19 protein-coding genes and 1 pseudogene are annotated in these 22873 nt (G+C 64.8%); 5 read left to right on the forward strand and 15 right to left on the reverse strand.

Going from position 1 to position 22873, the window contains the following annotated elements:
- Window positions 1-50 precede the first annotated feature (50 nt).
- The gene (locus tag ACNJYB_RS23525; protein ID WP_439368736.1) at window positions 51-548 is read right to left on the reverse strand and encodes a hypothetical protein; all 498 of its coding nucleotides are present in this window, start codon (window positions 546-548) and stop codon (window positions 51-53) included.
- Window positions 549-806: 258 nt separating this feature from the next.
- Between ACNJYB_RS23525 and ACNJYB_RS23530 the strand changes: the two genes are divergently transcribed.
- Complete coding sequence (locus ACNJYB_RS23530) at window positions 807-1160, forward strand: GrlR family regulatory protein (protein ID WP_439368737.1); 354 nt, start codon at window positions 807-809, stop codon at window positions 1158-1160.
- Here ACNJYB_RS23530 and ACNJYB_RS23535 read toward each other — a convergent pair whose 3' ends face one another.
- The 9 genes and pseudogenes from ACNJYB_RS23535 to ACNJYB_RS23575 form a co-directional block, all read right to left on the reverse strand.
- Window positions 1161-3848, reverse strand: coding sequence for a PAS domain S-box protein (locus ACNJYB_RS23535; RefSeq protein ID WP_439368738.1), 2688 nt, complete (start codon window positions 3846-3848; stop codon window positions 1161-1163).
- A 273-nt stretch (window positions 3849-4121) separates the two neighbouring features.
- Window positions 4122-4331, reverse strand: a pseudogene (locus tag ACNJYB_RS23540) (EamA family transporter); the annotation flags it as partial.
- Between the two features lie 64 nt (window positions 4332-4395).
- Window positions 4396-5190 carry an NUDIX hydrolase gene (locus ACNJYB_RS23545; RefSeq protein ID WP_439368739.1) on the reverse strand — a complete coding sequence of 265 codons (795 nt, stop codon included), beginning with the start codon at window positions 5188-5190 and terminating at the stop codon, window positions 4396-4398.
- 4 nt (window positions 5191-5194) lie between these two features.
- A complete protein-coding gene (locus tag ACNJYB_RS23550; protein ID WP_439368741.1) occupies window positions 5195-6148 on the reverse strand; it encodes a dihydrodipicolinate synthase family protein in 954 nt (317 codons plus the stop codon).
- 144 nt (window positions 6149-6292) lie between these two features.
- On the reverse strand, window positions 6293-7171 hold the full coding sequence (locus tag ACNJYB_RS23555; protein WP_439368742.1) for an SDR family oxidoreductase: 879 nt from the start codon (window positions 7169-7171) through the stop codon (window positions 6293-6295).
- A gap of 219 nt (window positions 7172-7390) precedes the next feature.
- Complete coding sequence (locus tag ACNJYB_RS23560) at window positions 7391-8251, reverse strand: MaoC/PaaZ C-terminal domain-containing protein (protein WP_439368743.1); 861 nt, start codon at window positions 8249-8251, stop codon at window positions 7391-7393.
- A 248-nt stretch (window positions 8252-8499) separates the two neighbouring features.
- Window positions 8500-8889: a Zn-ribbon domain-containing OB-fold protein gene (locus tag ACNJYB_RS23565; RefSeq protein WP_057198968.1), complete on the reverse strand. Its 390-nt coding sequence runs from the start codon at window positions 8887-8889 to the stop codon at window positions 8500-8502.
- The gene (locus ACNJYB_RS23570) at window positions 8889-10046 is read right to left on the reverse strand and encodes a thiolase domain-containing protein (RefSeq protein ID WP_439368745.1); all 1158 of its coding nucleotides are present in this window, start codon (window positions 10044-10046) and stop codon (window positions 8889-8891) included. The genes ACNJYB_RS23565 and ACNJYB_RS23570 overlap by 1 nt, the downstream gene beginning before the upstream one ends.
- A gap of 842 nt (window positions 10047-10888) precedes the next feature.
- Window positions 10889-14380, reverse strand: coding sequence for an indolepyruvate ferredoxin oxidoreductase family protein (locus tag ACNJYB_RS23575; RefSeq protein ID WP_439368746.1), 3492 nt, complete (start codon window positions 14378-14380; stop codon window positions 10889-10891).
- Window positions 14381-14654: 274 nt separating this feature from the next.
- Between ACNJYB_RS23575 and ACNJYB_RS23580 the strand changes: the two genes are divergently transcribed.
- Window positions 14655-15890 carry a c-type cytochrome gene (locus ACNJYB_RS23580; RefSeq protein WP_439368748.1) on the forward strand — a complete coding sequence of 412 codons (1236 nt, stop codon included), beginning with the start codon at window positions 14655-14657 and terminating at the stop codon, window positions 15888-15890.
- 51 nt (window positions 15891-15941) lie between these two features.
- Here the strand turns inward: ACNJYB_RS23580 and ltrA are convergent, their stop codons facing one another.
- Entirely contained in the window at window positions 15942-17321 is a 1380-nt protein-coding gene (gene ltrA, locus ACNJYB_RS23585; protein ID WP_439368749.1) for a group II intron reverse transcriptase/maturase, read from the reverse strand.
- A 584-nt stretch (window positions 17322-17905) separates the two neighbouring features.
- A complete protein-coding gene (locus tag ACNJYB_RS23590; RefSeq protein ID WP_439368750.1) occupies window positions 17906-18550 on the reverse strand; it encodes a trimeric intracellular cation channel family protein in 645 nt (214 codons plus the stop codon).
- 165 nt (window positions 18551-18715) lie between these two features.
- Between ACNJYB_RS23590 and ACNJYB_RS23595 the strand changes: the two genes are divergently transcribed.
- Window positions 18716-19108: a hypothetical protein gene (locus ACNJYB_RS23595; protein WP_439368751.1), complete on the forward strand. Its 393-nt coding sequence runs from the start codon at window positions 18716-18718 to the stop codon at window positions 19106-19108.
- Window positions 19109-19170: 62 nt separating this feature from the next.
- Here the strand turns inward: ACNJYB_RS23595 and ACNJYB_RS23600 are convergent, their stop codons facing one another.
- From ACNJYB_RS23600 to ACNJYB_RS23610, 3 genes are all read right to left on the reverse strand, one after another.
- On the reverse strand, window positions 19171-19980 hold the full coding sequence (locus ACNJYB_RS23600; protein WP_439368753.1) for an isocitrate lyase/PEP mutase family protein: 810 nt from the start codon (window positions 19978-19980) through the stop codon (window positions 19171-19173).
- 50 nt (window positions 19981-20030) lie between these two features.
- The gene (locus tag ACNJYB_RS23605) at window positions 20031-20381 is read right to left on the reverse strand and encodes an antibiotic biosynthesis monooxygenase family protein (RefSeq protein ID WP_439368755.1); all 351 of its coding nucleotides are present in this window, start codon (window positions 20379-20381) and stop codon (window positions 20031-20033) included.
- Window positions 20382-20450: 69 nt separating this feature from the next.
- On the reverse strand, window positions 20451-20759 hold the full coding sequence (locus ACNJYB_RS23610; protein ID WP_439368757.1) for an NIPSNAP family protein: 309 nt from the start codon (window positions 20757-20759) through the stop codon (window positions 20451-20453).
- Between the two features lie 164 nt (window positions 20760-20923).
- Between ACNJYB_RS23610 and ACNJYB_RS23615 the strand changes: the two genes are divergently transcribed.
- Both ACNJYB_RS23615 and ACNJYB_RS23620 read left to right on the forward strand, forming a co-directional pair.
- Window positions 20924-21622, forward strand: a complete 699-nt coding sequence (locus ACNJYB_RS23615; RefSeq protein WP_439368758.1) for a metalloregulator ArsR/SmtB family transcription factor — start codon at window positions 20924-20926, stop codon at window positions 21620-21622.
- 192 nt (window positions 21623-21814) lie between these two features.
- Entirely contained in the window at window positions 21815-22825 is a 1011-nt protein-coding gene (locus ACNJYB_RS23620; RefSeq protein ID WP_439368759.1) for an alpha/beta fold hydrolase, read from the forward strand.
- The last annotated feature ends 48 nt before the right edge of the window (window positions 22826-22873 follow it).

Below are 22873 nucleotides of genomic sequence, written 5' to 3' on the forward strand. Positions count from 1 at the left end.
GGAAGCCGCGTCAAGCAACGCGAGACCAGGCGGAGTGCCGCCTGGCGCGCTTACGTCATGCTGCCAGGCATGAAGCAGCGGATGGTGACGCCCATGTAGCCGTAGATCGGCCACACCATGGTGCGCCCCACCCGGTTCGGCTCCGAGATCACGGCCTCATCGGGCACATCGACCCACACGAGTTCCTGCTGCTGGCCGTCAAGCACGTAGCCGAGGCGGGGGACGCGCACACGATAGTGCCCATCCTTGCTCTCCCAATCGGTATCCGAGAGCGCCGAGCCGTCGGCATCGGAGCAGCATGGCCCCTTGCCGCTTCGCAGGCTGTCGAACCAGGCCTTCAAGTCGGCATTGGTGTTGACGAACTGGCCGCGGTCACGGGCATGCCCAAAGGGAGCCGCGAGCCCAATCAGGGCTACGGCGCATGCCAGCCTCGTCACGCTTCGCCAGCGTGTCGCGCTGCCAATCTTACGTCGTTCACTTTTGCAATTCGTGGGACGCGCACTGTACAGACGCGGCTCATCGCCGCCGGAATCGATCCAGTTGCTCACGTTCGTCTTGCTCCAGCACCCCGCGGCCAGTGCAACAATGGTTATGCATTTCGCGGGCCAAGTTGATTCGCAACGACTGGCCTCGCCCGGTGATGAGACCGTCACATCGGCGTCACAGACAAGCCGGGACGAATACGGTCCCCGCGACAGAGGTACTCGCCGGCCGGCAAACTGCCGCGTTGCGCGAGGGGATGTGCTTTGGCATAAAAGCTGGACCGGTGACGCCATTGGGCGATGGCGGCCGGCCTACGGGGCGTAATGAAGAACGGCCTCTATTCGATCCACGTTACGCTGCTCGACGGTCGAGTCGGCAAAGGCAGCGGCGTGATCCTTTTTCGCGACGGCAAGATTCTTGGCGGCGATGCCTATCTCTATTACACCGGCAGCTATGTGGTGAAGGATGCGCGCACCTTCAAAGGCGAGGTGCTGGTGCAGCGGCACACGTCACCTCGGGGGGACGACAATCCGCTGTTCGGCGGCCCTGCCCCGGTCGGCATCGGCGTCAGCGGGACCTACACGGACACCCGCGCGGAGATGACGGGGACGGCGCTGGTCGGCAAGGCCAGCCTGATTTTCGGCGCCACTTTGCACAAGCTCGTCGAAGCCGACTAGCTATTCGGCCGCCTGCTCCAGCGGCGCCGTGCGCGGCAAGATCATCTGGATGCGCGTACCGCCGCCCGGCTCGGAATCGAGATCGAGCCGGCCGCCAAGCCGGTTCGTGACGATGCTGTAGACGATATGCAGGCCGAGGCCGGTACCGCCCTGGTCCCGTCTTGTCGTAAAAAACGGATCAAATGCGCGGCGGCGGACGTCGAGCGACATGCCGCAGCCATTGTCGGAAAAGATGATCTCGACATTGTCCTTGCCGGACTCGCGCACCTGGATGTCGATCATCCCCGGACGGCCGTCCGGGAAGGCATGCGCGACCGAATTGAGGAACAGATTGGTCAGAACCTGCCCGTATGGCCCGGGATAGCTGTTCATGGTCAGATCCGGCTGGCACTCGACGTTGAGAGTCAGGTTGTGCTTGCGAAGGCCCGGCCGCAGGCTCATCACCACCTGCTCAGTGAGATCGCCGAGGTCGAAGTTGCGCTGGTCCGAATAGTTGCGGTCGGCCGCGACCTGCTTGAACGACTGGATCAACTCGGCGGCGCGGTTGAGATTGGAGACGAGCTGCGAGGACGCATCTCGGCTGGTGTTGAGGAAGTCGTTGAGCGTGGAGCGGCGAAGCTCGCCACGCTCGACTTCGGAGGTGAACATCGCGGTCTTGCGCTCCAGCGCGGAGGCGACCGTGAGACTGATGCCGACGGGATTGTTGACCTCGTGCGCGACGCCGGCGACCAGCCTTCCGAGCGCGGCGAGCTTCTCCGCCTCGATCAGCGAGGCCTGCGTCTCACGCAGATTGCGCAGCGCGGTCTCCGCCGCTTCCTTGGCCTTCCGCATCTCCTGCTCACCGCGCTTGCGCTCGCCGATGTCGAGCGCAACGGTGACGATCCGCTCGATCTCGCCATCGGCATCGAGCAGCGGCAGCTTGTTGACCAGCCATTGCCGCATGTTGCCGGCGGCGTCCTCGTACTCCTCCTCGTAGAAGCCTAGACCCTTGCGCAGCTTGAGCACGCGCTTGTCGTTCTCGTCGGTCTTGGCCGCACCGTAGCGCGACATCAGGTCGGCCGTGGTCCGGCCGAGCGCGTCACCGGGCTCGATGCCGAAGATGCCGGCCATGTAGCGGTTCATCAGCACGTAGCGCAAATCGCGGTCCTTGACGTTGATGACAGCAGGCACGGTGTCGATGACCTGCTGCAGCAGGCGCCGGCCTTCCGCGATGGCGTCTTCCGCCCGCTTCTGATCAGTGATGTCGCGCAGCGTGCCCTCGTAGCGGACGATGTTGCCCTGCTCGTCCCGCACGCCGGTGGCGCTGTCGGAGAGCCAGAGGATGTCGCCGCTGCGCTGGCGCACCTGGTACTCGAACTCGCGCACCATTCCGTCCCGCGCCATCAGCCGCTGGTATTCCTCACGCGCCTCGGGATGGACGTAGATGGTGTGGGCGATGTCGTTGATGCTGTCGATCAGGTGCTGCGGGCTGTCATAGCCCATCATCCGCGCCAGTGCCGGATTGGCATTGAGGAGGTCACCGGCCGGCGTCGTGACGTAGATGCCGTCGACCGAACCCTCGAACAGTTTGCGATAGCTCTCTTCGGCCAGCCGCTGCTCGGTCAGCGCGCGCACCGCCGCCTCGCGCGCGGTGTCGGCCTCCTCCAGCGCGCGGCGGAACACTTCAGCGGCACGCGCGATGTCGCCGATCTCGTTGTCGAGATCGGCGGACGGGATCGAGGTGTCCTTCTGGCCGGCCGCAAGCGCGCGAATCGAGCGCGCGATCTGGGCCAGCGGCCGCACCGTGCGCCGCACCACGAAGGCGGCCGCGAGAATGCCGATCAGCACGCCGATGGAGCCGAGCACGATGCTCTGCCAGCGTGCTTCCGTCAGCGTACGGGCAAAATCGCGCGACAGCACGTGGCCGCGCCTTGCGCTCACCTCGCGCAGCAACTCGGTGACGCGGCCGATCAGCCGCCCCTCGGTGCCCAGCACCTCGCGGTCGATGTCGGCGATCTGACGCTCGCGGACGGCGACCGCCATGATCGCCTCGGCATAATCGTTCACCGCCGCCCTCAGCCTGGGATCGGCGATATCCATTGCGCGCATGCCCTGTGCGGCCTGCTCGGCCGCCGACGGGTTGCGCGCGAGCAGACCGAGCGCGATGCGGCTCTGCGCCTCGGACAGGCGGGAGGCGAGTTCGCGGTCGGCAGCGCCGGCGACCGCTACGTCGAACTGCTCGCGCAGCGGCGGCAGGCCGGCAAGCAATTGGGCGCGGCGGTCGATCAGCGTCGAGATCCGTTCGAGGCCATTGCGATAGGTCGCAAGCCGCTCGGTGACGCCGTCGATCATGTCCTGCTGCTCGGGCGCGAGCTCGATGCGGGTCTTCTTCAGGATGTCGCTGAGCGTCGAGGCCGCCTCGCCCACCTGCTTGAACTGGATGCCGGCGCCGGGATCGGTGACGAAGTCGCGCGCGGCGAGCCGCAGCTCGTTCATGCGGCGGTCGATGTCCTCGGCGAGGTCACCGACGCTCTGCAGCCGCTGCAACTCGGCGAAGGTGGTGTCGATGTGCCGGATCGCAATCACGCTCGCGGTCGAGGTGACGATGATCACCGCCAGCACCAGGATGAAGCTTCCGAACGTCAGTTGACCGATGGACAGCGAAAAGATTCGCTTTTTCTCGGGGGGCGGCGTCAATTCGGCGGACATTGGTGCGTTGAGAACCGGGCTATTGGCGGCCCAATATACGACGTATTGCGGGCCCGGGGAAACATGCCTCCCGCCGCAGAACATCCTTAATATCGCTGGTTTCGGCCGGCCTCCACGCCGGATTGTGACTTACGCTTGCCCGCCACCCGGGCGGGATCGTCATGGCGGCGACGCCGAGAACGACGCAGGCGAGCCCCATGCAGGCGGTCCGGCTCAAGGTTTCGCAAATAGGCCTGCGCTGTGGTGCTGACCGACCCCAGGGTCTGGACCAGGCGGAAGGTGCCGCGCCCGCATGACGACGAGCAGCAGCAGGCCCGCGATCACGGTGCGCGCCGCGATCAGCGTGATCGGCGGGATGGTGGCGACGCCGAGCTTGATGAAGGTGTAGGAGCCGCCCCAGAGCGCCGCGAGCACGACCAGCAGCGCCAGCTCGGCGGCGACGTTGACATCCTGCCGGTTGCCCGTCGTATGCGTCCCGTCCATTCCGCGATGGACGGAACCTAGCGCGTCAGCGCTCCGCCGATACTTCGTTGCGTGTCGAAGTGTCTCAGCCGACCGCGCCGACCTCGAACACCTCGCCATCGTAGCCAGCCTCGCGGGGGATGCGGAGCTGGCGGCCGGTTGCGGTCTTGGTCATGACCGGCATCACCGTGACGATCGACATGCTCTTGGCATGGTCGAGCGCGGACTTCACCGTGGGCTGCTTCGCCAGCCGGATGAGATTTCGCGTGGTCGGGAAAGGCAGCTTGAAGCGGCCACTGTCACCGCCCTCCACGGCCTCGCGCGCAGAAACCCAGATCGAGTCGGTGGATTCGCGGCCATCATGGGCGCCAAGCTGATCGGGGGGCGCCGCTGCAAGGAAGAACCAGGTATCAAAACGCTTCGGCATGCCCTCGGGCGTGATCCAGTGAGCGTAAGGCACGAGAGTGTCGAGCACGAGCTGGAGGCCGTTATCGACGAGGATGCTGAGGAAGCTGATCTCGTGCTCGTTGAGCGCGATGCGATGCTTGTCCGCGATCTCCCCTGCACGCCTGGCATCGACAGGCGTGCCCGTGTCCTTCGAGCGCGCCAATAAAATGCCGCTCTCCTCAAACGTCTCGCGGATCGCGGCGATACGAAAGCCGCGGTCCGCTTCGCTCAAGCCCTCGCCGCCTGAATACAGCTCGGCGCGGGCGACGATCTCCTGATCGCCGGCATCGACGCTGCCGCCGGGAAACACCAGCGCGCCCGAGTTGAACTCGATCTGATGATGGCGGACCATCATGAAGACTTCGACTTCCCTGGGGCCGTCACGCAGCAGGAGGATGGTCGAGGCCGGGCGTGATGCTGATGTCTCGGCCATGCGACTAGCCCGCGGCGCTGGATTGCGGGGCGAGATTGGCGCGCTTGTCGAAGCGAGCAACGCGCGACAAGAGATAGTCGACCTCCGCCTTCGCCGTCGCCGTCATCGTCGCGCCGGGCTTGCGCTGGGCGCTGGAGGCGATGATGCCGCGCTTCTGCAGCACGTATTTGCGCACGGTCAAACCGACGCCGGGCTGCTGCTCGTAGCGGATCAGCGGCAGATGCGCGTCGAACAGGTCATGCGCGGCGTCGCGCTTGCCGGCGTTGGAGAGATTCACGACGTCGATCAGGAGCTCGGGGAACGCGTAGCCGGTCATGGCGCCGTCGGCGCCACGCTCCATCTCGAAGTCCAGGAACGTACCGCCATTGCCGCAGAGGATCGAGAGCGGACGGAGCGAGCCGTCCTTCTGGAAACCGCGCAGCGTCGAGATCTTCTCCAGGCCCGGCCAGTCCTCGTGCTTGAGCATCACGCAGTTCGGATTGTCCATGACGATCTTGCGGATCACCGCCGGGGTAAACACCACCGAGAGGGTCAGCGGATAGTCCTGGAGCACCCAGGGCACATCAGGCCCGATGGCTTCCGCGGCCTGCTTGAAATAGCCGACGATCTGGTCGTCGGTGCGCAGCGAGGGCGGCGGCGCGATCATCACCCCGGCCGCGCCCGCGTCCATCGAGGCCTTCGCCAGCGAGCGCATGGTGGCAAAGCCCGGCGCGGAGACGCCGACGATCACCTGCATCTTCCTGGCGCGCTTGACGTAGCGCACCGCCACCTGCTCGGCCTCGGCGGCGTCGAGCTTGGGGGCCTCGCCGAGGATGCCCAGCACCGTGACGCCGTCACAGCCGACTTCCTCGTAAAAGTCGGTCAGACGGTCGATCGAGCGCTCGTCGATCCGGCCGTCATCGTGGAACGGTGTCGGCGCGATTGCGAAGGTGCCCTTGGCGTCGGCGGTCAGTTTCATCTAGTCCTCGTCTCTCTCTATTGTCATTCCGGGGCGCGACGCGGTCGCGAGCCCGGAATCCATAACCACGATCCGGAGTATGGATCCTCAGATGCGCAATTGCGCATCATAGCTCAGGCTTCGCGTGCCCCGGGATGACGGCCGTCAAAACCGCCGCGCCCCCATCTTGATCTGCTCCTCCGAGAAGAAGATCTCCTTGGCATGATCGACGATGTCCTGAGCCTTCCAGCCCGAGTGCGGCGGCTTCCAGCCTTCCATCTCCATCATCCGCATTTCGCGCACGCCGCGGGGCCCGGACACGCCCAGCACCTTGCCGGTCTGGTCGCCCGACAAGTCGCTGACCATGTATAGCACGGCCGGCGCGATGCCGTCCGGCCCCAGCGCCGCGCCGGGGTTCTCCTTATAGCGGGGCAGGTCTGCGGTCATGCGGGTCAGGGCCCCCGGGGCCAGCGTCCAGATCCGGATGTTGTATTTGCGGCCCTCGATCGCCAGCACGTTGGACAGGCCCCAGATGCCGCCCTTGGCAGCTCCATAGTTGGTCTGGCCGAAATTCCCGATCAGGCCCGAGGTCGAGGAGGTGTTGACGATGACGCCGCCGCCGTTTTCCCGCATCCAGCGAAACACCGGCATGGTGCAACAAAAGGTACCCTTCAGATGGACCTTGATGACCTTGTCCCAGTCGGATTCGGAGGCCTTGTGAAAAGTCTGATCGCGCAAAATACCGGCATTGTTGACGAGGATGTCGGCCCGGCCGAAGTGCTTGATTGCATCGTCGAACACCGACTGGCCGCCCTCCATGGTGGAGATGTCGGCGCCGTTGGCGACCGCCTTGCCGCCCTCGGCCTTGATCGCGTCCACCACCTGCTGGGCCATGGACTTGTCGGCGCCGGAGCCGTCGCGGGGCCCACCGAGATCGTTGACGACGACCGAGGCCCCTTCCCGCGCGAACAGCTTTGCATAGGCCTCACCGAGCCCGCCGCCGGCGCCGGTGATCAGCGCAACCTTGCCGTCGAGTAGTCCCATGGTGGCTTCTCCCTGATTTTGTTTCTTTCCTTCACCTCTCCCCGCTTCCGGGGAGAGGTCGGATCGCCTTTGCGATCCGGGCGTGGAGGTACAGGTCTCAATACCGTCACAGCTCGTGGTGAGAGCCCCTCACCCCACCCTCTCTCCGCATCCGCCTTCGCCCGAAGGCGGGCTTCGGCGGACAAGAGCGGGGCGAGGGAGTGCACCGGCGGTGCCCGCCTAACCCAGCACCGTCTTGCCGTTCTTGATCACGGTGACGCCGCGCGACTTCACCCTGGCTTCGAACGAGATCGTGTTGCCGTCCTTCCAGAGGTCCATGGTCACGGTCTCGCCGGGATAGACCGGGGAAGAGAACCGCGCGACGTGCTGGCGGAAGGCGGAAGCGTCGTAGTCGGCATAGGTCTGCAGCACGCCGCGGCAGGTGATGCCGTAGGTGCACATGCCGTGCAGGATCGGGCGCGGGAAGCCGGCCTTCCTGGCGAACTCGGGATCGGAGTGCAGCGGGTTGCGGTCGCCGCAGAGGCGGTAGACCAGCGCCTGGTCGGGACGCGTCGTGATATCGATGCTCCTGTCCGGGCTGCGCGACGGGATCTTGTGCGGATCGGGCTGCGTCAGGTTCGGCCCGCCAAAGCCGCCATCGCCGCGGGCAAAGCGCGAGGCGACCAGCGTTGCCAGCTTCTCGCCCTTCTCGTTCTTGAGCACGGTCTGGTGGCTGATGACGACGCCCTTGTCCTTGCCCTTGTCGTAGACCTCGAGCACGGAGGAGTCCGCGGTGATGTGGGCGGCGACCGGTAGCGGCTGATGAAAGGTGATGTCGCGCTCGCCGTCCACGACCATGACGCGGTTGAGGTTCATCTCGCCCGGCCCCGAGCCCCACGCGGCCACCGACGCAAAGGTCGGCACCACCTTCAGCGGCCGCGGCGTGAACGTGCCCTCGTTGACGAAAGCGAGCTCGTTCTCGTCCATGGGATCGGCGCCGAGGCCGATGCCGTAGGCGTAGAGCATGACCTCGCGATCGGTGTAGGCGTATTTCTGCCCGAGGTTTTTCAGGCCCTTGAGCTCTTCGTATCTGGCGGACATGCTTCTGGTTTCCTCCCGGAATTTCACCGGCGCTCATTGATGCGCCCTCTCCCCTTGTGGGAGAGGGCAGCGAAGACGGTGCGGCAAACTCGTTTGGGTGAGGGGTCGCTTCCGCACAAAGACTCTTTCCATAAAAAGAACCCCTCATCCGGCGCCAAAGCCGAAGCTTCGCTTCGGCGTCTCTCAAGGACGGCGGCTGAAGGCCGCCTATGCCACCTTCTCCCACAAGGGGAGAAGGAAGAAAGCAATCAAGCGGGCGTGAAGAACGGCAGCGGGGCGCCATCGGTCGGCTTGAACACCACCTTCACCTTCTGGCCGATCTTGAGCTTCTCGAGATCGCAATCGACGAAGTTGGTCTGCACCGACGGCCCCTCCTTCAGCGTGACGTAGCCGATGGCGTAGGGACCGGTCGGCGACTTCCGCATCAGGCTGTACGTGTAGATCGTGCCCTCGCCCGACGCCTCTTCCCACACGGTCTTGTCGGAGTAGCAGAACGGGCAGATCGAGCGCGGGAAGTAATGCGCTTCACCGCAAGCGGTGCAGCGCTTGATCATGAACTTGCCCTGCTTGGCCGCGTCCCAGAACGCAGCGGTCTCGGGGTTGGTCACCGGGGCGGGATACTTTTTCGCTTCGCTCATCACACGCGCTCCAGAATGGCCGTCGAGGCCGCGTGGCGGACGCCCAGAAGGCCGCCGGTGCCGTGGGCGATCGCGAGATCGCAATTCCTGACCTGCACCTTCGGATGCGCCTCGCCGCGCAGCTGGCGGACGGCTTCGATGATCTTGGTCATGCCGCCGCGGTTGACGGGATGGTTGCTGCAGAGGCCGCCGCCGTCGGTGTTGAACGGCAGCTTGCCGACGCCGGAGATCAGGTTGCCGTCGGCGACGAACTTGCCGCCCTCGCCCTTCTTGCAGAAGCCGAGGTCCTCGAGCTGCATCAGCACCGTGATCGTGAAGCTGTCGTAGATCGAGGCGTATTTGATGTCCTTCGGCGTGATGCCGGCTTCCTCGAACGCACGTGGGCCGGACCAGACACCGGCGGAATATGTGAGGTCGAGATCCTTGCCGCCGCGCGGGCCCTTCATGGCCTCGCCATGGCCGATCAGGCGCACGAGCGGCTTCTTCAGGCTCTTCGCAATCTCGGGCGTCGTCACGATCAGCGCTCCGCCGCCGTCGGAGACGACGCAGCAATCCATGCGGTGCAGGGGATCGGAGATCATCGGCGAGTTCAGCACGTCCTCGACGGTGACCACGTCCTTCAGCATCGCATGCGGATTGTATTGCGCGTGATGGGAGGCCGCGACCTTGATCCAGGCGAGCTGCTCGCTGGTGGTGCCATAGTCGTGCATGTGACGCATGGCACACATGCCATAGGCATTGTGCGTGGTCGCGCCGTAAGCGGACTCGAAGTCGGCTTCCGCGCCGGCCGCGCGCGGCGGCATTGCGCCGGTACGCGGTTTGCCCGCGAGCGTAACCAGCGCGATCGAGCACTTGCCCGCTGCGATGGCTTCAGCGGCGTGGCCGAGATGGATGATGTAGGAGCAGCCGCCGGTCTCCGTGGAATCCACGTGGCGAAGCTTCTTGGTGTTCAGGCCGAGATAATCCACCATCGGCCAGGCGCCGCCGGGCGCATCGCCCGCGCAGAAATAGCCGTCGACATCGTCCTTGCTGATCCCGGCATCCTCGATCGCGCCCTTGGCGACCTCGGCATGGAGCTGGGCGGTGGATTTGTCCGGCGCATGCCGGGTCGGGTGTTCGTAGATCCCGGCAATGTAGGCCTTGCCCTTGATGGTCAAAACAGAGGTCTCCGCTCGCGTTTCTTCTTGCCCCCTTTTTTCTGAACCGCTGATGCCCGGTTGGCAAGCGCGGAAATATTCCGTCGGGCGAGAGAGCCGCGGGTTGGCGCAAGGACAGGAAGCGAACCTGCCTGCCCCGTCGTCATTGCGAGGAGCCCTTGCGACGAAGCAATCCAGCGTCCCTCCGCGGACGGATTCTGGATTGCTTCGCTGCGCTCGCAATTACCGAGTTCGCGGATGCCGAGGTCGTTCTTTCCACTCACAGCTGAATCGCAGACACACGCCCGCATCCTCGCAGCGGGTTCGCCCGAGTTTTGCTCCCGTCTTGCTCCTCCGAAAACAGTGGGCGCAGGGAAGACCGGGTGCCGGCTGGGCACCCACGGTCCGCTGTGCGCGAATGCGCGAAGAACAGATGCACAGCGGCATACAGGTGCGGCCAAACATCCGGCCTTCCCTGCGCAGTGGCTTTACGGCTTATGTCGGGCTCTCCCCGGGGAGCGATGCACTATTGCCCCCGTCGCCTTGCGAGTGACCGCAAGACTTGACGCACAGACCCCGGGCGTCCCGAGACCGCGCCCGTCGTGCACGTGAGACAATCCCCCGTGCGACGCAGCCCGCGTCCACCGCCGCTCACCCCGCGTTTCGCGACGATCGCGATACGCCCCTCTGACTGGGATGAGGTGGTGGATGGATACGACAACTCCGAATTTCGGTAAAACTGAATATTTTTGCGCGCGAGAATTGACCCGCCGCATGGGTGTTTTGCCTGACGGGCGACGCAAGGGATGGTGTCGCAGGGTTGCAACCCGGATGAAGCGAAGCTCCATCCGGGCTACGGGGGGCTACTCCGCTGCGATCTGCCTTGGCGCGGCCGGCGGGTTTGCCAAGTCCGCGGCGAGCTGGGCGTAGCGCGCCTTGGCGTCCTGAACCGCCTTCTCCTTCACCGGGCCGTAGCCGCGGATGCGGTCGGGCAGCGAGAGCAATTCGACCGCGGTGTCGATCGTGACCGGCGACAACAGGCCGAGCACAGTGGCGACGTCCTTCTCGTAGCCGGCGATCAGGTCGCGCTCGAGCTTGCGGTCGGCGCTGCGGCCGAAGATGTCGAGCGGGGTGCCGCGCAGGAACTTGAATTTCGCCAGCACGCGGAAAACCTTCAGCATCCACGGGCCGAAGGCGCGCTTCTTGGGGCGCCCCAGGGCGTCGACATCGCGGCTGAGGATCGGCGGGGCAAGATTGAAGCTGAACTTGAAGTCGCCCTCGAACTGGTCGCGCAGCTGCTGCTCGAAGGCGCCGTCGGTGAACAGGCGCGCGACTTCGTATTCGTCCTTGTAGGCCAGCAGCTTGGCGTAGTTCACCGCGACCGCGCGCGGCAGCGCATCGCCATAGCCGCCCTGCCTGGCGGCGTCGCGGACCTGATCGACCAGCTTGCGATAGCGCTTGGCGAGACGGGTGTTCTGATAGGCGGTGAGATGCTTGGCGCGGTGCTCGATGACCTCGTCGAGCGTCATGGCGTCCAGCGTCTTCGGCGCAGCCACCTCGTCCGTCCCCTTCAGCATGTCGGCGAGGCGCTGGGGATCGGCAGCCGCGAGGCGGCCGAGGCGGAAGGCTTCCTTGTTCATCTTGATCGAAACGCCATTGACCTCGATCGCCTGCTCGATCGCTTCAGCCGACAACGGGAACAGCCCCTTCTGATAGGCATAGCCCATCATCATCATGTTGGTGGCGATGCTGTCGCCGAGCAGCTGCTCGGCCGGCCTGGTGAAGTCGAAGAACACCGAGTCCTTGTGCAGCGCAGTCTCCAGCACCGCATTGAGCGTGCGGGTCTGGAAGTTGAAGTCGCGGTTGAGGATGAAGTCGGCGGTGGGAATGACGTGGCTGTTGATGATGCCGCGGGTGCGGCCGGAATCGCATAGCGAGATGGTGTCCTTGGCGACCGCGACGACCTCGTCGGCGGCGAGCACGAGATCGGCCGTGCCGGTGACGATGCGCGAACAGGTCACTTCGGCGGGATGATCGGATAGGCGGACATGGCTCAGCACCGCCCCGCCCTTTTGCGCCAGGCCCGACATGTCCAGGATCATCGAGGCCTTGCCCTCGATGTGCGCGGCCATGCCGAGCAGCGCGCCGATGGTGAGAACACCGGTGCCGCCGACGCCGCCGATCGCGATGTTATAGGGCTTGTCGAGCGACGGGCGCGAGGCCGGCTCCGGCAGCTCGCCGATCTCGGCAAGCTCGGCTGGGGCGCGATGACGCGGCGCACCGCCGTCGATAGTGACGAAGGACGGACAGAACCCCTTGAGGCAGGAATAATCCTTGTTGCAGGCGGACTGGTTGATGGCGCGCTTGCGGCCGAACTCGGTCTCCAGCGGCTCGACCGAGATGCAATTCGACTGTACCGAGCAGTCGCCGCAGCCTTCGCAGACCGCCGGGTTGATCATGACGCGGCGCGCCGGATCCTCCATCAGCCCGCGCTTGCGGCGGCGGCGCTTCTCAGCGGCGCAGGTCTGCACGAACACGATGGCCGACGTGCCCTTGTATTCGCGGCACATCTTCATGACGTTCTGGAGCTCGTCGCGGTGATATTTCTTCACGCCCGGGGCGATGCTATCACCCGGATACGCGTCCGGATTTTCCGAGACGAGATAAATCTCGCTGATGCCCTCGGCATGAAGCTGGGCCATGATCTTCTGCGGCGAGAGATCGCCGTCATGGCGCTGGCCGCCGGTCATGGCGACGGCATCGTTGTAGAGGATCTTGTAGGTAATGTTGGCCTTGGAGGCGATCGCCTGGCGGATGGCGAGAATTCCAGAGTGGAAATAGGTGCCGTCGCCGAGGTTCGCAAAAATGTGGTTCTCGTTGGTGAAAGGCGCGATGCCGACCCACGGCACGCCCTCGCCGCCCATATGCGTGAAGGTTTCGGTCGAACGGTCCATCCACAGCGCCATGAAATGGCAGCCGATGCCGGCCATGGCACGGCTGCCTTCGGGGACCTTCGTGGATGTGTTGTGCGGGCAGCCGGAGCAGAAATAGGGAGTGCGGGAGACGGGTGCGACCGCCTGCATCTGGGTCGCCTGACGGCCGTTGAACCAGTCGGCCTTGACGCGAAGCATCTCCGCGATCTCGGGGTTGAGATTAAGTCGAAGCAGTCGCTCGGTCAGCGAGGTCGCAAGCGAGGCGACGCTGAGCTCGGCGGCGAAGGTCAGGAAGCGCTTGTCGTGCTCGTCCATCTTGCCGACGATGCGCGGGCGGACGTCGTCGCGCCAGTTGAACAGCTCCTGCTTGACCTGGTTCTCGACGATCTCGCGGCGTTCCTCGACGATGAAGATCTCCTCGAGCCCGACCGCGAATTGCCGCACGCCTTCCGGCTCCAGCGGCCAGGGCATGCCGATCTTGTAGAGACGAAGGCCGATCTTGGCCGCGACCTCCTCGGTGATCCCAAGCTCGTGCAGCGCCTGACGCACGTCCTCATAGCTTTTGCCTGATGCCATGATGCCGAAGCGGGCATTCGGCGAATCCATGGTGACGCGGTTGACCTTGTTGGCGCGCGCAAAGGCGATCGCGGCGAAGCCCTTGTAGTCCTGCAGGCGACGGTCCTGCTCGAAGCGGTCGTCGGGCCAGCGCAGATTGAGGCCGCCGGGCGGCAGCTCGAAATCGGTGGGGATGACGAAGGGCTTCATCTCGTCGGTGAGATCGATCTCGGCGGTGGTCTCCACCGTCTCGGTGATCACCTTCATGCCGACCCAGCAGCCGGAATAGCGCGACATCGCGATGCCGAGCAGGCCCATCTCGATCATCTCGTGGATGCTCGAGGGATAGAGATAGGGCATCAGCGCCGAGATGAAGGCATGATCGGACTGATGCGGGACGGTCGAGGATTTCGCGCCGTGGTCATCGCCGGCGAGACACAGCACGCCGCCGTTCTTGGCCGAGCCGGCGGCATTGCCGTGGCGGAACACGTCGCCGCAGCGGTCGACGCCGGGGCCCTTACCGTACCAGATGCCGACCACGCCGTCGTATTTGGCGCCGGGGGAGAGGTTGAGCTGCTGCGAGCCCCACACGGCAGTCGCAGCGAGGTCTTCGTTCACGCCGGGCTGGAACTTGATGTTGTACTGCTCGAGATGTTTTCGCGCGGCGAACAGCTGCTGGTCGTAGCCGCCGAGCGGCGAGCCGCGATAGCCGGAAATGAAGCCCGCGGTGTTGAGGCCATTGGCGCGGTCGCGCCGGATCTGCGCCATCGGCAGGCGGACCAGGGCCTGGATGCCCGTGGTGAAGACGTGCCCGGTCTGCTGGGTGTATTTTTGATCGAGACTGATCGGACCCTGGTTGATGCCCATTCTTGTCCTCATCCGCCTTTTGAGACTGCTTAAGCCGTTGCCTGCCCGTCGTTTTTAGCTAGGGCGCGCCGACCACCTCGGCCACTCTATGTCGGATACTTAACGCGGCGCATCAGAAATCTGGGCCAATGGGAGCGCCGGGTAAAAATCGCAATTTCGTGGCTGCAAAGGCATCGGGCATTTTCAATTTGTGTCACCATACCCCGGCCGTCGCGAAATGAATTGATGCTCCTTTCACGCGGGTACTGTCGCCTGGTCGCAGGAGAGGCTTTCGATGCGGACGATTCTGGCCGGTCTGGTTCTTGCGGGTCTGGCGTTGTGCAGTGCGGTTGCAGGTACGGTCACAAGCCTGGCCCGTGCCGCCGAACCATCGCCGGAACTGATCGCCTATGGCAAGACGCTGGTCGAGGCCGGTGACTGCGCGGGCTGCCACACCGCCGATCCGGCGAGGCCCTTCGCGGGCGGAAAGCGCATCGACACGCCCTTCGGCGCGATCTATGCGCCGAACCTGACGCCCGACCGCGACACCGGGATCGGCGCCTGGACGGACGCCGATTTCACCCGGGCGCTACGCTATGGCATCGCGCCGGATGGATCGAACTATTATCCGGCCTTCCCCTACCCTTACTTCACGCGGATGACGAAGGACGACACGCTGGCGATCCGCGCCTATCTAGGCTCGCTCGCACCGGTGGTGAGCCGTAACAAGCCGCCGGAGCTGCGCTGGCCGTTCAGCTACCGCGGCCTGATGCGGATCTGGAACGCCATGTATTTCAAACCCGGCCTGTTCGAGCCGGACCAGGACCAGAGCGCGGCGTGGAACAGAGGCGGCTATCTCGTCACCGGTCTTGGCCATTGCGGCGCCTGCCACACGCCGAAGAACTATTTTGGCGCCGACAAGCAGGGGCAGGCGCTGTCGGGCAACGAGGTCGGCGGCTGGTACGCACCAAGGCTCGATGGCGCCGCGCGCACCGGGCTGAAATCCTGGAGCGAGGCCGATATCGCCGAGTATCTGCAGAGCGGACGCAACGCGAAGAGTCATGCCGGCGGCCCGATGGCCGAGGTGATTGTCAATTCCACGGCGAAGATGAGCGATGCCGATGTTCGTGCGATCGCGTTGTACCTGAAGAGCCTGGCGCCGGCGCGGCGCGAGACGATCGTGACGCCGCCCGACGATGCCGAGATGAAGGCCGGCCAGGCGGTCTACGCCAAGCTCTGCATCGCCTGCCACGAGGCCGACGGCACGGGAGCGCCGCGGATCTATCCGCCGCTGCCGGGCAATGCGCTGCTGCAATCAGTCAATCCATCCTCGACCCTGCGCATCATCCTCGACGGTGCCTACACCGTGACGACACGGCGCGCACCGAACACCGGCGAGATGCCGGGCTATGCCAAGACATTGTCCGACGCCGAGATCGCCGCGGTGACCAACTACATCCGCAATTCATGGGGCAATTCCGGTCCGCTGGTGACGCCGTCTCAGGTGGCGAAGGCAAGGCGGGAGCGGTAACCCGCCGCTGCCTCCCCGTCATTGCGAGCGTCGCGGTCGCGGTAGGGACGCTCATTGCTGGGCGCCCCCCGCACAGATCCGTACGTGCGGCTTTCCCGCATACGGCTCCCACCTCGGGTGAGTAGCGGTGAAGCGTGTTCGGGGCCAAGGATGGAGGATTTGTGGCTTGGGGAGCAAGTCGGAGGCAAGCCGCGCGACCCGCTGCCACGTGGTCCCGTCAATCTGGCTGCGGCGCCGAAGCATCCGCCTCCATTGTTCGGTGACGAAGTAGCGGAAGGCGCTGAGCGCTCGGCTGTTGGTCGGTACCGCGTGGTAGTTGAAGTACCCGGTAACGACCTGCCGCAGCCATTTGCCCTGTTCGAGCACCGACTGGTGCATACGCCGTCGCATTCCCTGCTTCACGGCTTGCAGTTTCGCCCGCATGCGGTCTTTGCGAGACTTGCGCCTGATCTGGAACTTGCCTTGCTTGGATCGGCTGCAGATGAAGGTGAAGCCGAGGAAGTTGAAGGTCTCCGGCTTGCCGAGCCCGCGCCGCCTGCGGTTGTCCTCCGCATGACGTCCGAACTCGATCAGCCGGGTTTTCTCAGGGTGCAGTGACAGCGCGAACTCCTGCAGCCGTTTGCGCAATTCTTCGAGGAAGTGCCGGGCCTCATTCTCATGCTCGAAGCCGACGATGAAGTCGTCAGCGTAGCGCACGATGATCATGTCACCCGCGGCCTCGCGCCGTCTGAAGCGTTCGGCCCACAGATCGAGGGCATAGTGCAGGTAGATGTTGGCAAGCAGCGGCGAGATCACCGCCCCTTGTGCCGTCCCCTGTTCGCTGACCCTGACCGTTCCTTCTTCGAGAACACCCGCCTTGAGCCATTTGCGGATCAGACGGATGATACGCTGGTCGCCGGTCCGATGTTCGACGAAGCGGATGAGCCATTCCTGGTCCACCATGTCGAAGAACGAGCGGATATCGGCGTCAACAATGAAGTTCACCCGCCGGCTCTCGATTCCGACCAGCAGCGCATCCATCGCATCGTGCGCGCTGCGCCCGGGCCGGAACCCATACGAGAACCCGAGGAAGTCCTCCTCGTAGATCGCGTTGAGCACCGTAGCGGTTGCCCGCTGAACGATCTTGTCCTCGAGGGACGCAATCGCCAGCGGTCGCTGCCGCCCATCCTGCTTCGGGATATGGACCCGCCGCGACGGCTGCGGCCGGTACGCTCCCCGGTGAACACGAGCATGCAGGTCCTCAAGATTGGCCTTGAGGTCTTGCTCGTAGTTCCGCCACATCATTCCGTCCACACCCGGCGCGGCATGCTTCTTCAGCGCGAAGAACTCCGCCTCGAGCAGTTCAGGCGTGATGTGGTGAAGCAGCGCAGTGAACCTCTCCTTCTTCCTTTCCCTTGCAGTTCGCCGTATGCGTTCCAACGCCTGTGTCACGCTTGTCCGGCTCGGCGTCCGGGGCGTGCTTTGCTGGTCCGCATTCCCCTTGGTCGCGGCCCTTCGCTCCACCAACTCCTCCGCGGATCGCTCCGCTTCGTTCGCAGGCTTCGACGCTACTACGGCCGCGTCCGACTTCCCGCATCCGTTCGTCATCGGCTTTGGCTCCTCGCCTTCCCGATGCGGACCTTGGGGGCATGTTGCCATCGGTCAGATGCGGGACCTCCCAGGTTCCGACGCGGTCCTTTGCTGCGTGATGGGGTCTTCGACCACGGCAGAGCGTCAGCGCCTCGCATAACGGCGCCGCACATGTTGCCTTCGACGTTGCTTACCGGCTCGGCCTCTGCGAGTTTCTGTCTTTCGCGGCTCAATAGCCCACCCCACAGCATCGTTGTGTACGCTTCGCAGCCGCCGTTGCCGACGGCCACGCAACACTCACTACCGGGCGCTCGCTACCGCTTACCCGGACCGGACTTCCACCGGTTGGACCACGCCAGCTTGCCTGGCGCACAAGCAATCCAGAGTCCCTCCGTGGAAAGATTCTGGATTGGTTCGCTTCGCTGGCAATGACGGCGTGGACGGAGCTACCGCTCCTCATCCCCGGTAAACACGAATTTCGGCATCTCCCATTTGTAGCGCACCGCGAGCAGGCGGAAGCTGACGCCGAGGACGAAGGTCAAAATAGTCCAGAGCCCGGCATTGAGGTTGAGGCCGAAGGCGGTGGCATAGAACAGCCCCGTCACCACCGAGACGCTGGCGTAGAGCTCGGAGCGGAACAGCAGCGGCACGTCGTTGCAGAGCACGTCGCGGAGCACGCCGCCGGCGCAGCCCGTCACCATGCCGGAGACGATGACGATGGGCAGCGTCGCATCCATCTGCCAGGCGACATCGCAGCCGGTCATGGTGAAGACGACGAGCCCGATGGCATCGAGCACGATGAAGGCGACCTTCAGCCGGTGCACGAGGCGCGCGATCAGGATGGTGACGAAGGCGGCGCCACCGGCAAGCGCGAGATAGATCGGGTTCTGCACCCAGGCCAGCGGATAATGTCCGAGGAAGAGATCGCGCAGCGTTCCGCCGCCGAGCGCGGTGATGCAGCCGAGGAAGCAGACACCCAGCCAATCCATGCTGCGGCGTCCGGCAGCGAGCGCAGCCGTCATGCCCTGTGCGGCCACCGCGACCAGCGACAGGAAATGCAGCACGCTATCGGTCGGTGGCAGGCTCCACATCGCCGTGTTCCGTCCTCCCTTGCAAAATGGAACTCACGCGCGGTTCCCCGTGGAACAGGTTCCCGATTCCCGAGATCGAGGCAACATCAGACGAAAGCATAAAGGGGGCGGAACAGAATCTCGCACCTGACGGTTGTCTCGCCGCATAACCGAGGAGACCAATCGATGGCTGACGAGCGTTTTCCCAACGATCCGTATCGCCCGAACCTCGCCGACGATGAGCATCTTCGCGCGGCACGCCGGGATGCCGACCTTCAGGCCGATCCCGAGCTTGGCGAAGGCCCTGCCTCCAGCGGCAAGATTGCGCTGTTTGCCGTAGCCGTGGCCCTGGTGCTCGGCGCCGTGTTCTACGGCCTGAACAACAGCACCACGGGCAACCAGGCGAGCAACGAACCGGCGTCGCGGACTGCCCAGCAGACGGCGCCGGCCAATCCGGCCGCCCCTCCCGGCATGCGTGACGTGACGCCGCGCAACAACGCCGAGCCGGGCACGACCACGGGTGCTGCGCCGAGCAAGCCGGCCCCGGATACGCAGAAGCCGTCTGACGGCGCGAAGTAAGGTCACGAGGAAGAGCGGCGGGCCTCAACATCCCGCCGCTCTTCGTCTGTCTCGCTGCGGCTCTAGCTGAACATCTTGTTGAGCTCGCCGCCCGGATACCCGCTGCCGAGCTCGGTGAACGTCCCCTTCTCCGCCATCTCCTTCGTGGCGCGCATGAAGCCGCCCCATGCGACCCGGGCGAGCGAGCCGCCGACGCTGATGCGGCGCACGCCAAGGTCTTCCGCTTCCTTGAGCGACAGGCCCGAGCCGCCGATCAGAAGGTTGAACGGTTTTGGTGCGACAGCCTTCACGGCCGCGGCGATGTCCTCGCGGCTCTTCAGACCCGGCGCGTAAAGGCAGTCGGCGCCGGCATCGGCGTAGGCGGTGAGCCGGTCGATGACGAGCTTGAGATCGGTGACGCCCCAGAGATACGCCTCGCAGCGGCCGACCAGCAGCGTGCCGCTGTCGCGGATCGCCTTGCGCGAAGCCTTGATGCGCTCGACCGCAAGCGCGCGGTCAAACAGCGGCTTGTCCTTGTCGCCGGTGGAATCCTCGATCGACAGGCCGGCGACGCCGGTCCGCACACAGCGCTCGACATTGTCGGCGACCTTGTCCGGCTCGACGGCAAAGCCGCCCTCGAAATCGGCGTTTACGGGAATGTCGACCGCCGAGCTCAATGCTGCCAGATGCTGACAGACATCCTCGACGGTGACGTGGTTGTCGGCCTTGCCGATGGTCCAGGCAAAGCCGGCGCTCGATGACGCGATCGCCTTGAAACCGAGATGCTGCAAGGCCTTGGCGCTGCCGACGTCGACCGGATTGGGCAGGATGAAGCAGCCGCTCTCGTGCAGCTTCTTGAAGGTCGCGCGCTTGTCGGCGGTCGTCACATGCATGTTTCTCTCCCTTGTTGGCACGCAGAGATAGGCACGCGTGATCGGACGCGCTAGTGCGCATCATGCACCGCGCGGCTGTCCTTCGGCGCCTCCTCGCGATCGTTCATGCCGTAGTCGCGGATGACGCTGGCAATGCGCAGATGATAGTCGGCGAAGATCTGCGCCCTGCCTTTGGCCTGGGTGCGGCGATGCTCCATGGTGTTGCGCCAGGCCTGCACGGCCGCCTCGTCCCGCCAGAACGACACCGACAGGATCTTGCCCTTCTCGGTCAGGCTCTCGAAACGCTCGACCGAGATGAAGCCGTCGATGGTTTGCAGGAGCGGCTTCAGATCGGCTGCGAGGTCGAAATAGGTCTGGCGGTGTTCCGGCTTGGGCCAGACCTCGAAGATCACGGCGATCATGGGCGTCTCCTCTCATGTGAGCATGATCTCCTCCGGAAAACCGGGTTGCCGGATCATGCTGGCGTGGCGCTACAATACCACCTTGCGCAAAAACGTGCGCTCTTCGGCGAGGATGAATTGGTGTTCCTCGGCGAAGTGGAAGTTCGCCATGCCGTCCGTATCCTGGCGCAGCCGGGCGCGGTAGGCCTCATAGGCGGCGAGGCTTTCGAAGGTGATCAGCGCGAACGCGATGTTGTTGGTGCCCTCGTGCGGCATGAAATAGCCGATCAGGTCGCCGCCGCATTTCGGGATGATGGTGAGCCAGCGTTTTGAATATTCCTCGAACTGCGCGCGCTTGAACGGATCGAGCTGGTAGCGGATGAAGACGGTCACGGACATGGTGGGCTCCTGTTTCCACAGCGTCATTGCGAGCGCAGCGAAGCAATCCAGGAATCCCTCCGCGGGGACAGTCTGGATTGCTTCGTCGCTGCGCGCCTCGCAATGACGAGTTGGTGAGAGGCTACGCGCTTGCCCGACCTCAATGCTTCGGCTACCATCGAAGCATGAAATCAGGACCCGACATCGCCATGGTCGCCTCGCTGGTCGGCGACCCCGCCCGTGCCAACATGCTCACGGCGCTGATGAACGGCCGCGCGCTGACCGCGAGCGAGCTGGCGCAGGAGGCCGGCATCACGCCGCAGACCGCGAGCTCGCATCTTTCCAAGCTCGAGGCCGGCGGGCTGGTCGAGCCGCAGAAGCAGGGCCGCCACCGCTACTACCGCCTTACCGACGACGATGTCGCCGGCGTGCTCGAAGGGCTTGCTGGCCTTGCCGCGCGCACCGGCCACATGCGCGTGCGCACCGGACCGAAGGATCCGGCGCTGCGGCGCGCGCGGATCTGCTACGACCATCTCGCCGGCGATCTCGGCGTGCAGATGCTCGACTCCTTGCGCGAGCGGCATCTGGTCAGGCAGAAGAAGCAGGAGATCGAGCTGACCGCCGAGGGCGAGCGCTTTCTCACAAGACATCTGCAGATCTCATCCGACATGCTGGCCCATCCGCGCCGCCCGGTCTGCAAGGCGTGCCTCGACTGGAGCGAGCGACGTCACCATCTCGCCGGCACGTTGGGGGCCGCCATGATGCAGCGCTTTGCCGAACTGAAATGGGCCGCGCGCGATCCGACGCCCGGCAGCCGCGTCGTGAATTTCACCCGCACCGGCGGGAAGCAGTTTGCGGCACTGTTCGGGGATAGGAAGGACTGATCACGCCGGGCGCGTGAAATCGCACGTTTGCGTGCGAACTCCGGTTGTCGCCATGGCCGGGCTTGACCCCGCTATCCATCCCTGTATGCGCGCTGTCATTCCGGGGCGATGCGAAGCATCGAACCCGGTCTCCAGGTTCCGGGTTCGCGCTGCGCGCGCCCCGGAACGACGCCGCCAGACACGAGATCCCCAATGAACCGCCTCCTCTCCGCCGCACTCGCCGCCGCCCTTCTCGCTTCCCCACTCACATCCACCCACGCCGCCGAGACCGCGCCGCGCGAACCTTACGGCATCGCGCTGGAAGGCTTTGCCTATCCCTATCCCGTGCACTTGCTTCCCGTGGTCAATGACGGCGAGCAGCTCAACATGGCCTATATGGACGTGGCGCCCGCGCAGCCGAACGGCCGCACCGTGGTGCTGCTGCACGGGCGCAATTTTCCGTCGAGCTATTGGGCGCCGGTGATCAGGATGCTGAGCGAAGCGGGTTATCGCGTCGTGGTGCCGGACCAGATCGGCTTCGGCAAATCCTCCAAGCCGGCGGGCGAGCTGCATTTCGACAATCTGGCGCGCAACACCATCGCGCTGCTCGATCATCTCAAGATCGACAAGGCGGAGGTCATCGCGCATTCGCTCGGCGGCATGCTGGGCGTTCGCATCGCGCGCGCCTATCCGGACCGCGTCGCCCATCTCGTGCTCACCGCGCCGATCGGGCTCGAAGACTATCGCCTCTACGTGCCGCCGACTCCGACCGAGAAGATGATCGAGACCGAGGACAAGCTCACCGCGGATGGTTATCGCAAGCAGCTCCAGACCAACTACGCGATCAAGCTGCCGCCTGAGGCGGTCACGCCGTTCGTCGATGCCCGCTTCAACATCAAGGGCAGCCCGGACTATCCGCGCTGGCTGCGCGCCTTCGTCTCTTCCGGCCAGATGATCTATCGTGAGCCGGTCGCGCACGAGATCCCGCTGATCGCGCTGCCGACACTGTTCATCATGGGCGCGGACGACCACAACGCGCCGGGCCGGCCGCTCGCGCCGGAGGCGCTGCGCGCAAAAATGGGGCAGAACGCCGAGCTTGCAAAGCAGCTCGCCGCCAAGATGCCGAATGCGCGGGCCGAGGTGATCCCCGACACCGGGCATCTCGTCTTCCTGGAGTCGCCGCAGAAGTACAAGGAGCTTGTGCTGAGCTTCCTCGGCCGCTAGCGACAGTTGCGTGTCGCCGGAGGCAGGAAGCGGGGCACGTTCATGCCG

The organism is Bradyrhizobium sp. SMVTL-02 (assembly GCF_051853005.1).
Classification (GTDB): Bacteria; Pseudomonadota; Alphaproteobacteria; order Rhizobiales; family Xanthobacteraceae; genus Bradyrhizobium.

Excerpts from the sequence above, each read along its gene's own strand:
- ACNJYB_RS23605 (WP_439368755.1), bottom strand. The coding sequence starts at position 20,381 with ATGATCGCCGTGATCTTCGAGGTCTGGCCCAAGCCGGAACACCGCCAG.
- ACNJYB_RS23555 (WP_439368742.1), bottom strand. The coding sequence starts at position 7,171 with ATGGGACTACTCGACGGCAAGGTTGCGCTGATCACCGGCGCCGGCGGC.
- ACNJYB_RS23550 (WP_439368741.1), bottom strand. The coding sequence starts at position 6,148 with ATGAAACTGACCGCCGACGCCAAGGGCACCTTCGCAATCGCGCCGACA.
- ACNJYB_RS23565 (WP_057198968.1), bottom strand. The coding sequence starts at position 8,889 with ATGAGCGAAGCGAAAAAGTATCCCGCCCCGGTGACCAACCCCGAGACC.
- ACNJYB_RS23595 (WP_439368751.1), top strand. The coding sequence starts at position 18,716 with ATGGCTGACGAGCGTTTTCCCAACGATCCGTATCGCCCGAACCTCGCC.
- ACNJYB_RS23530 (WP_439368737.1), top strand. The coding sequence starts at position 807 with ATGAAGAACGGCCTCTATTCGATCCACGTTACGCTGCTCGACGGTCGA.
- ACNJYB_RS23600 (WP_439368753.1), bottom strand. The coding sequence starts at position 19,980 with ATGCATGTGACGACCGCCGACAAGCGCGCGACCTTCAAGAAGCTGCAC.
- ACNJYB_RS23535 (WP_439368738.1), bottom strand. The coding sequence starts at position 3,848 with ATGTCCGCCGAATTGACGCCGCCCCCCGAGAAAAAGCGAATCTTTTCG.
- ACNJYB_RS23580 (WP_439368748.1), top strand. The coding sequence starts at position 14,655 with ATGCGGACGATTCTGGCCGGTCTGGTTCTTGCGGGTCTGGCGTTGTGC.
- ACNJYB_RS23545 (WP_439368739.1), bottom strand. The coding sequence starts at position 5,190 with ATGGCCGAGACATCAGCATCACGCCCGGCCTCGACCATCCTCCTGCTG.
- ACNJYB_RS23610 (WP_439368757.1), bottom strand. The coding sequence starts at position 20,759 with ATGTCCGTGACCGTCTTCATCCGCTACCAGCTCGATCCGTTCAAGCGC.
- ACNJYB_RS23590 (WP_439368750.1), bottom strand. The coding sequence starts at position 18,550 with ATGTGGAGCCTGCCACCGACCGATAGCGTGCTGCATTTCCTGTCGCTG.
- ACNJYB_RS23575 (WP_439368746.1), bottom strand. The coding sequence starts at position 14,380 with ATGGGCATCAACCAGGGTCCGATCAGTCTCGATCAAAAATACACCCAG.
- ACNJYB_RS23615 (WP_439368758.1), top strand. The coding sequence starts at position 20,924 with ATGAAATCAGGACCCGACATCGCCATGGTCGCCTCGCTGGTCGGCGAC.
- ACNJYB_RS23620 (WP_439368759.1), top strand. The coding sequence starts at position 21,815 with ATGAACCGCCTCCTCTCCGCCGCACTCGCCGCCGCCCTTCTCGCTTCC.
- ACNJYB_RS23560 (WP_439368743.1), bottom strand. The coding sequence starts at position 8,251 with ATGTCCGCCAGATACGAAGAGCTCAAGGGCCTGAAAAACCTCGGGCAG.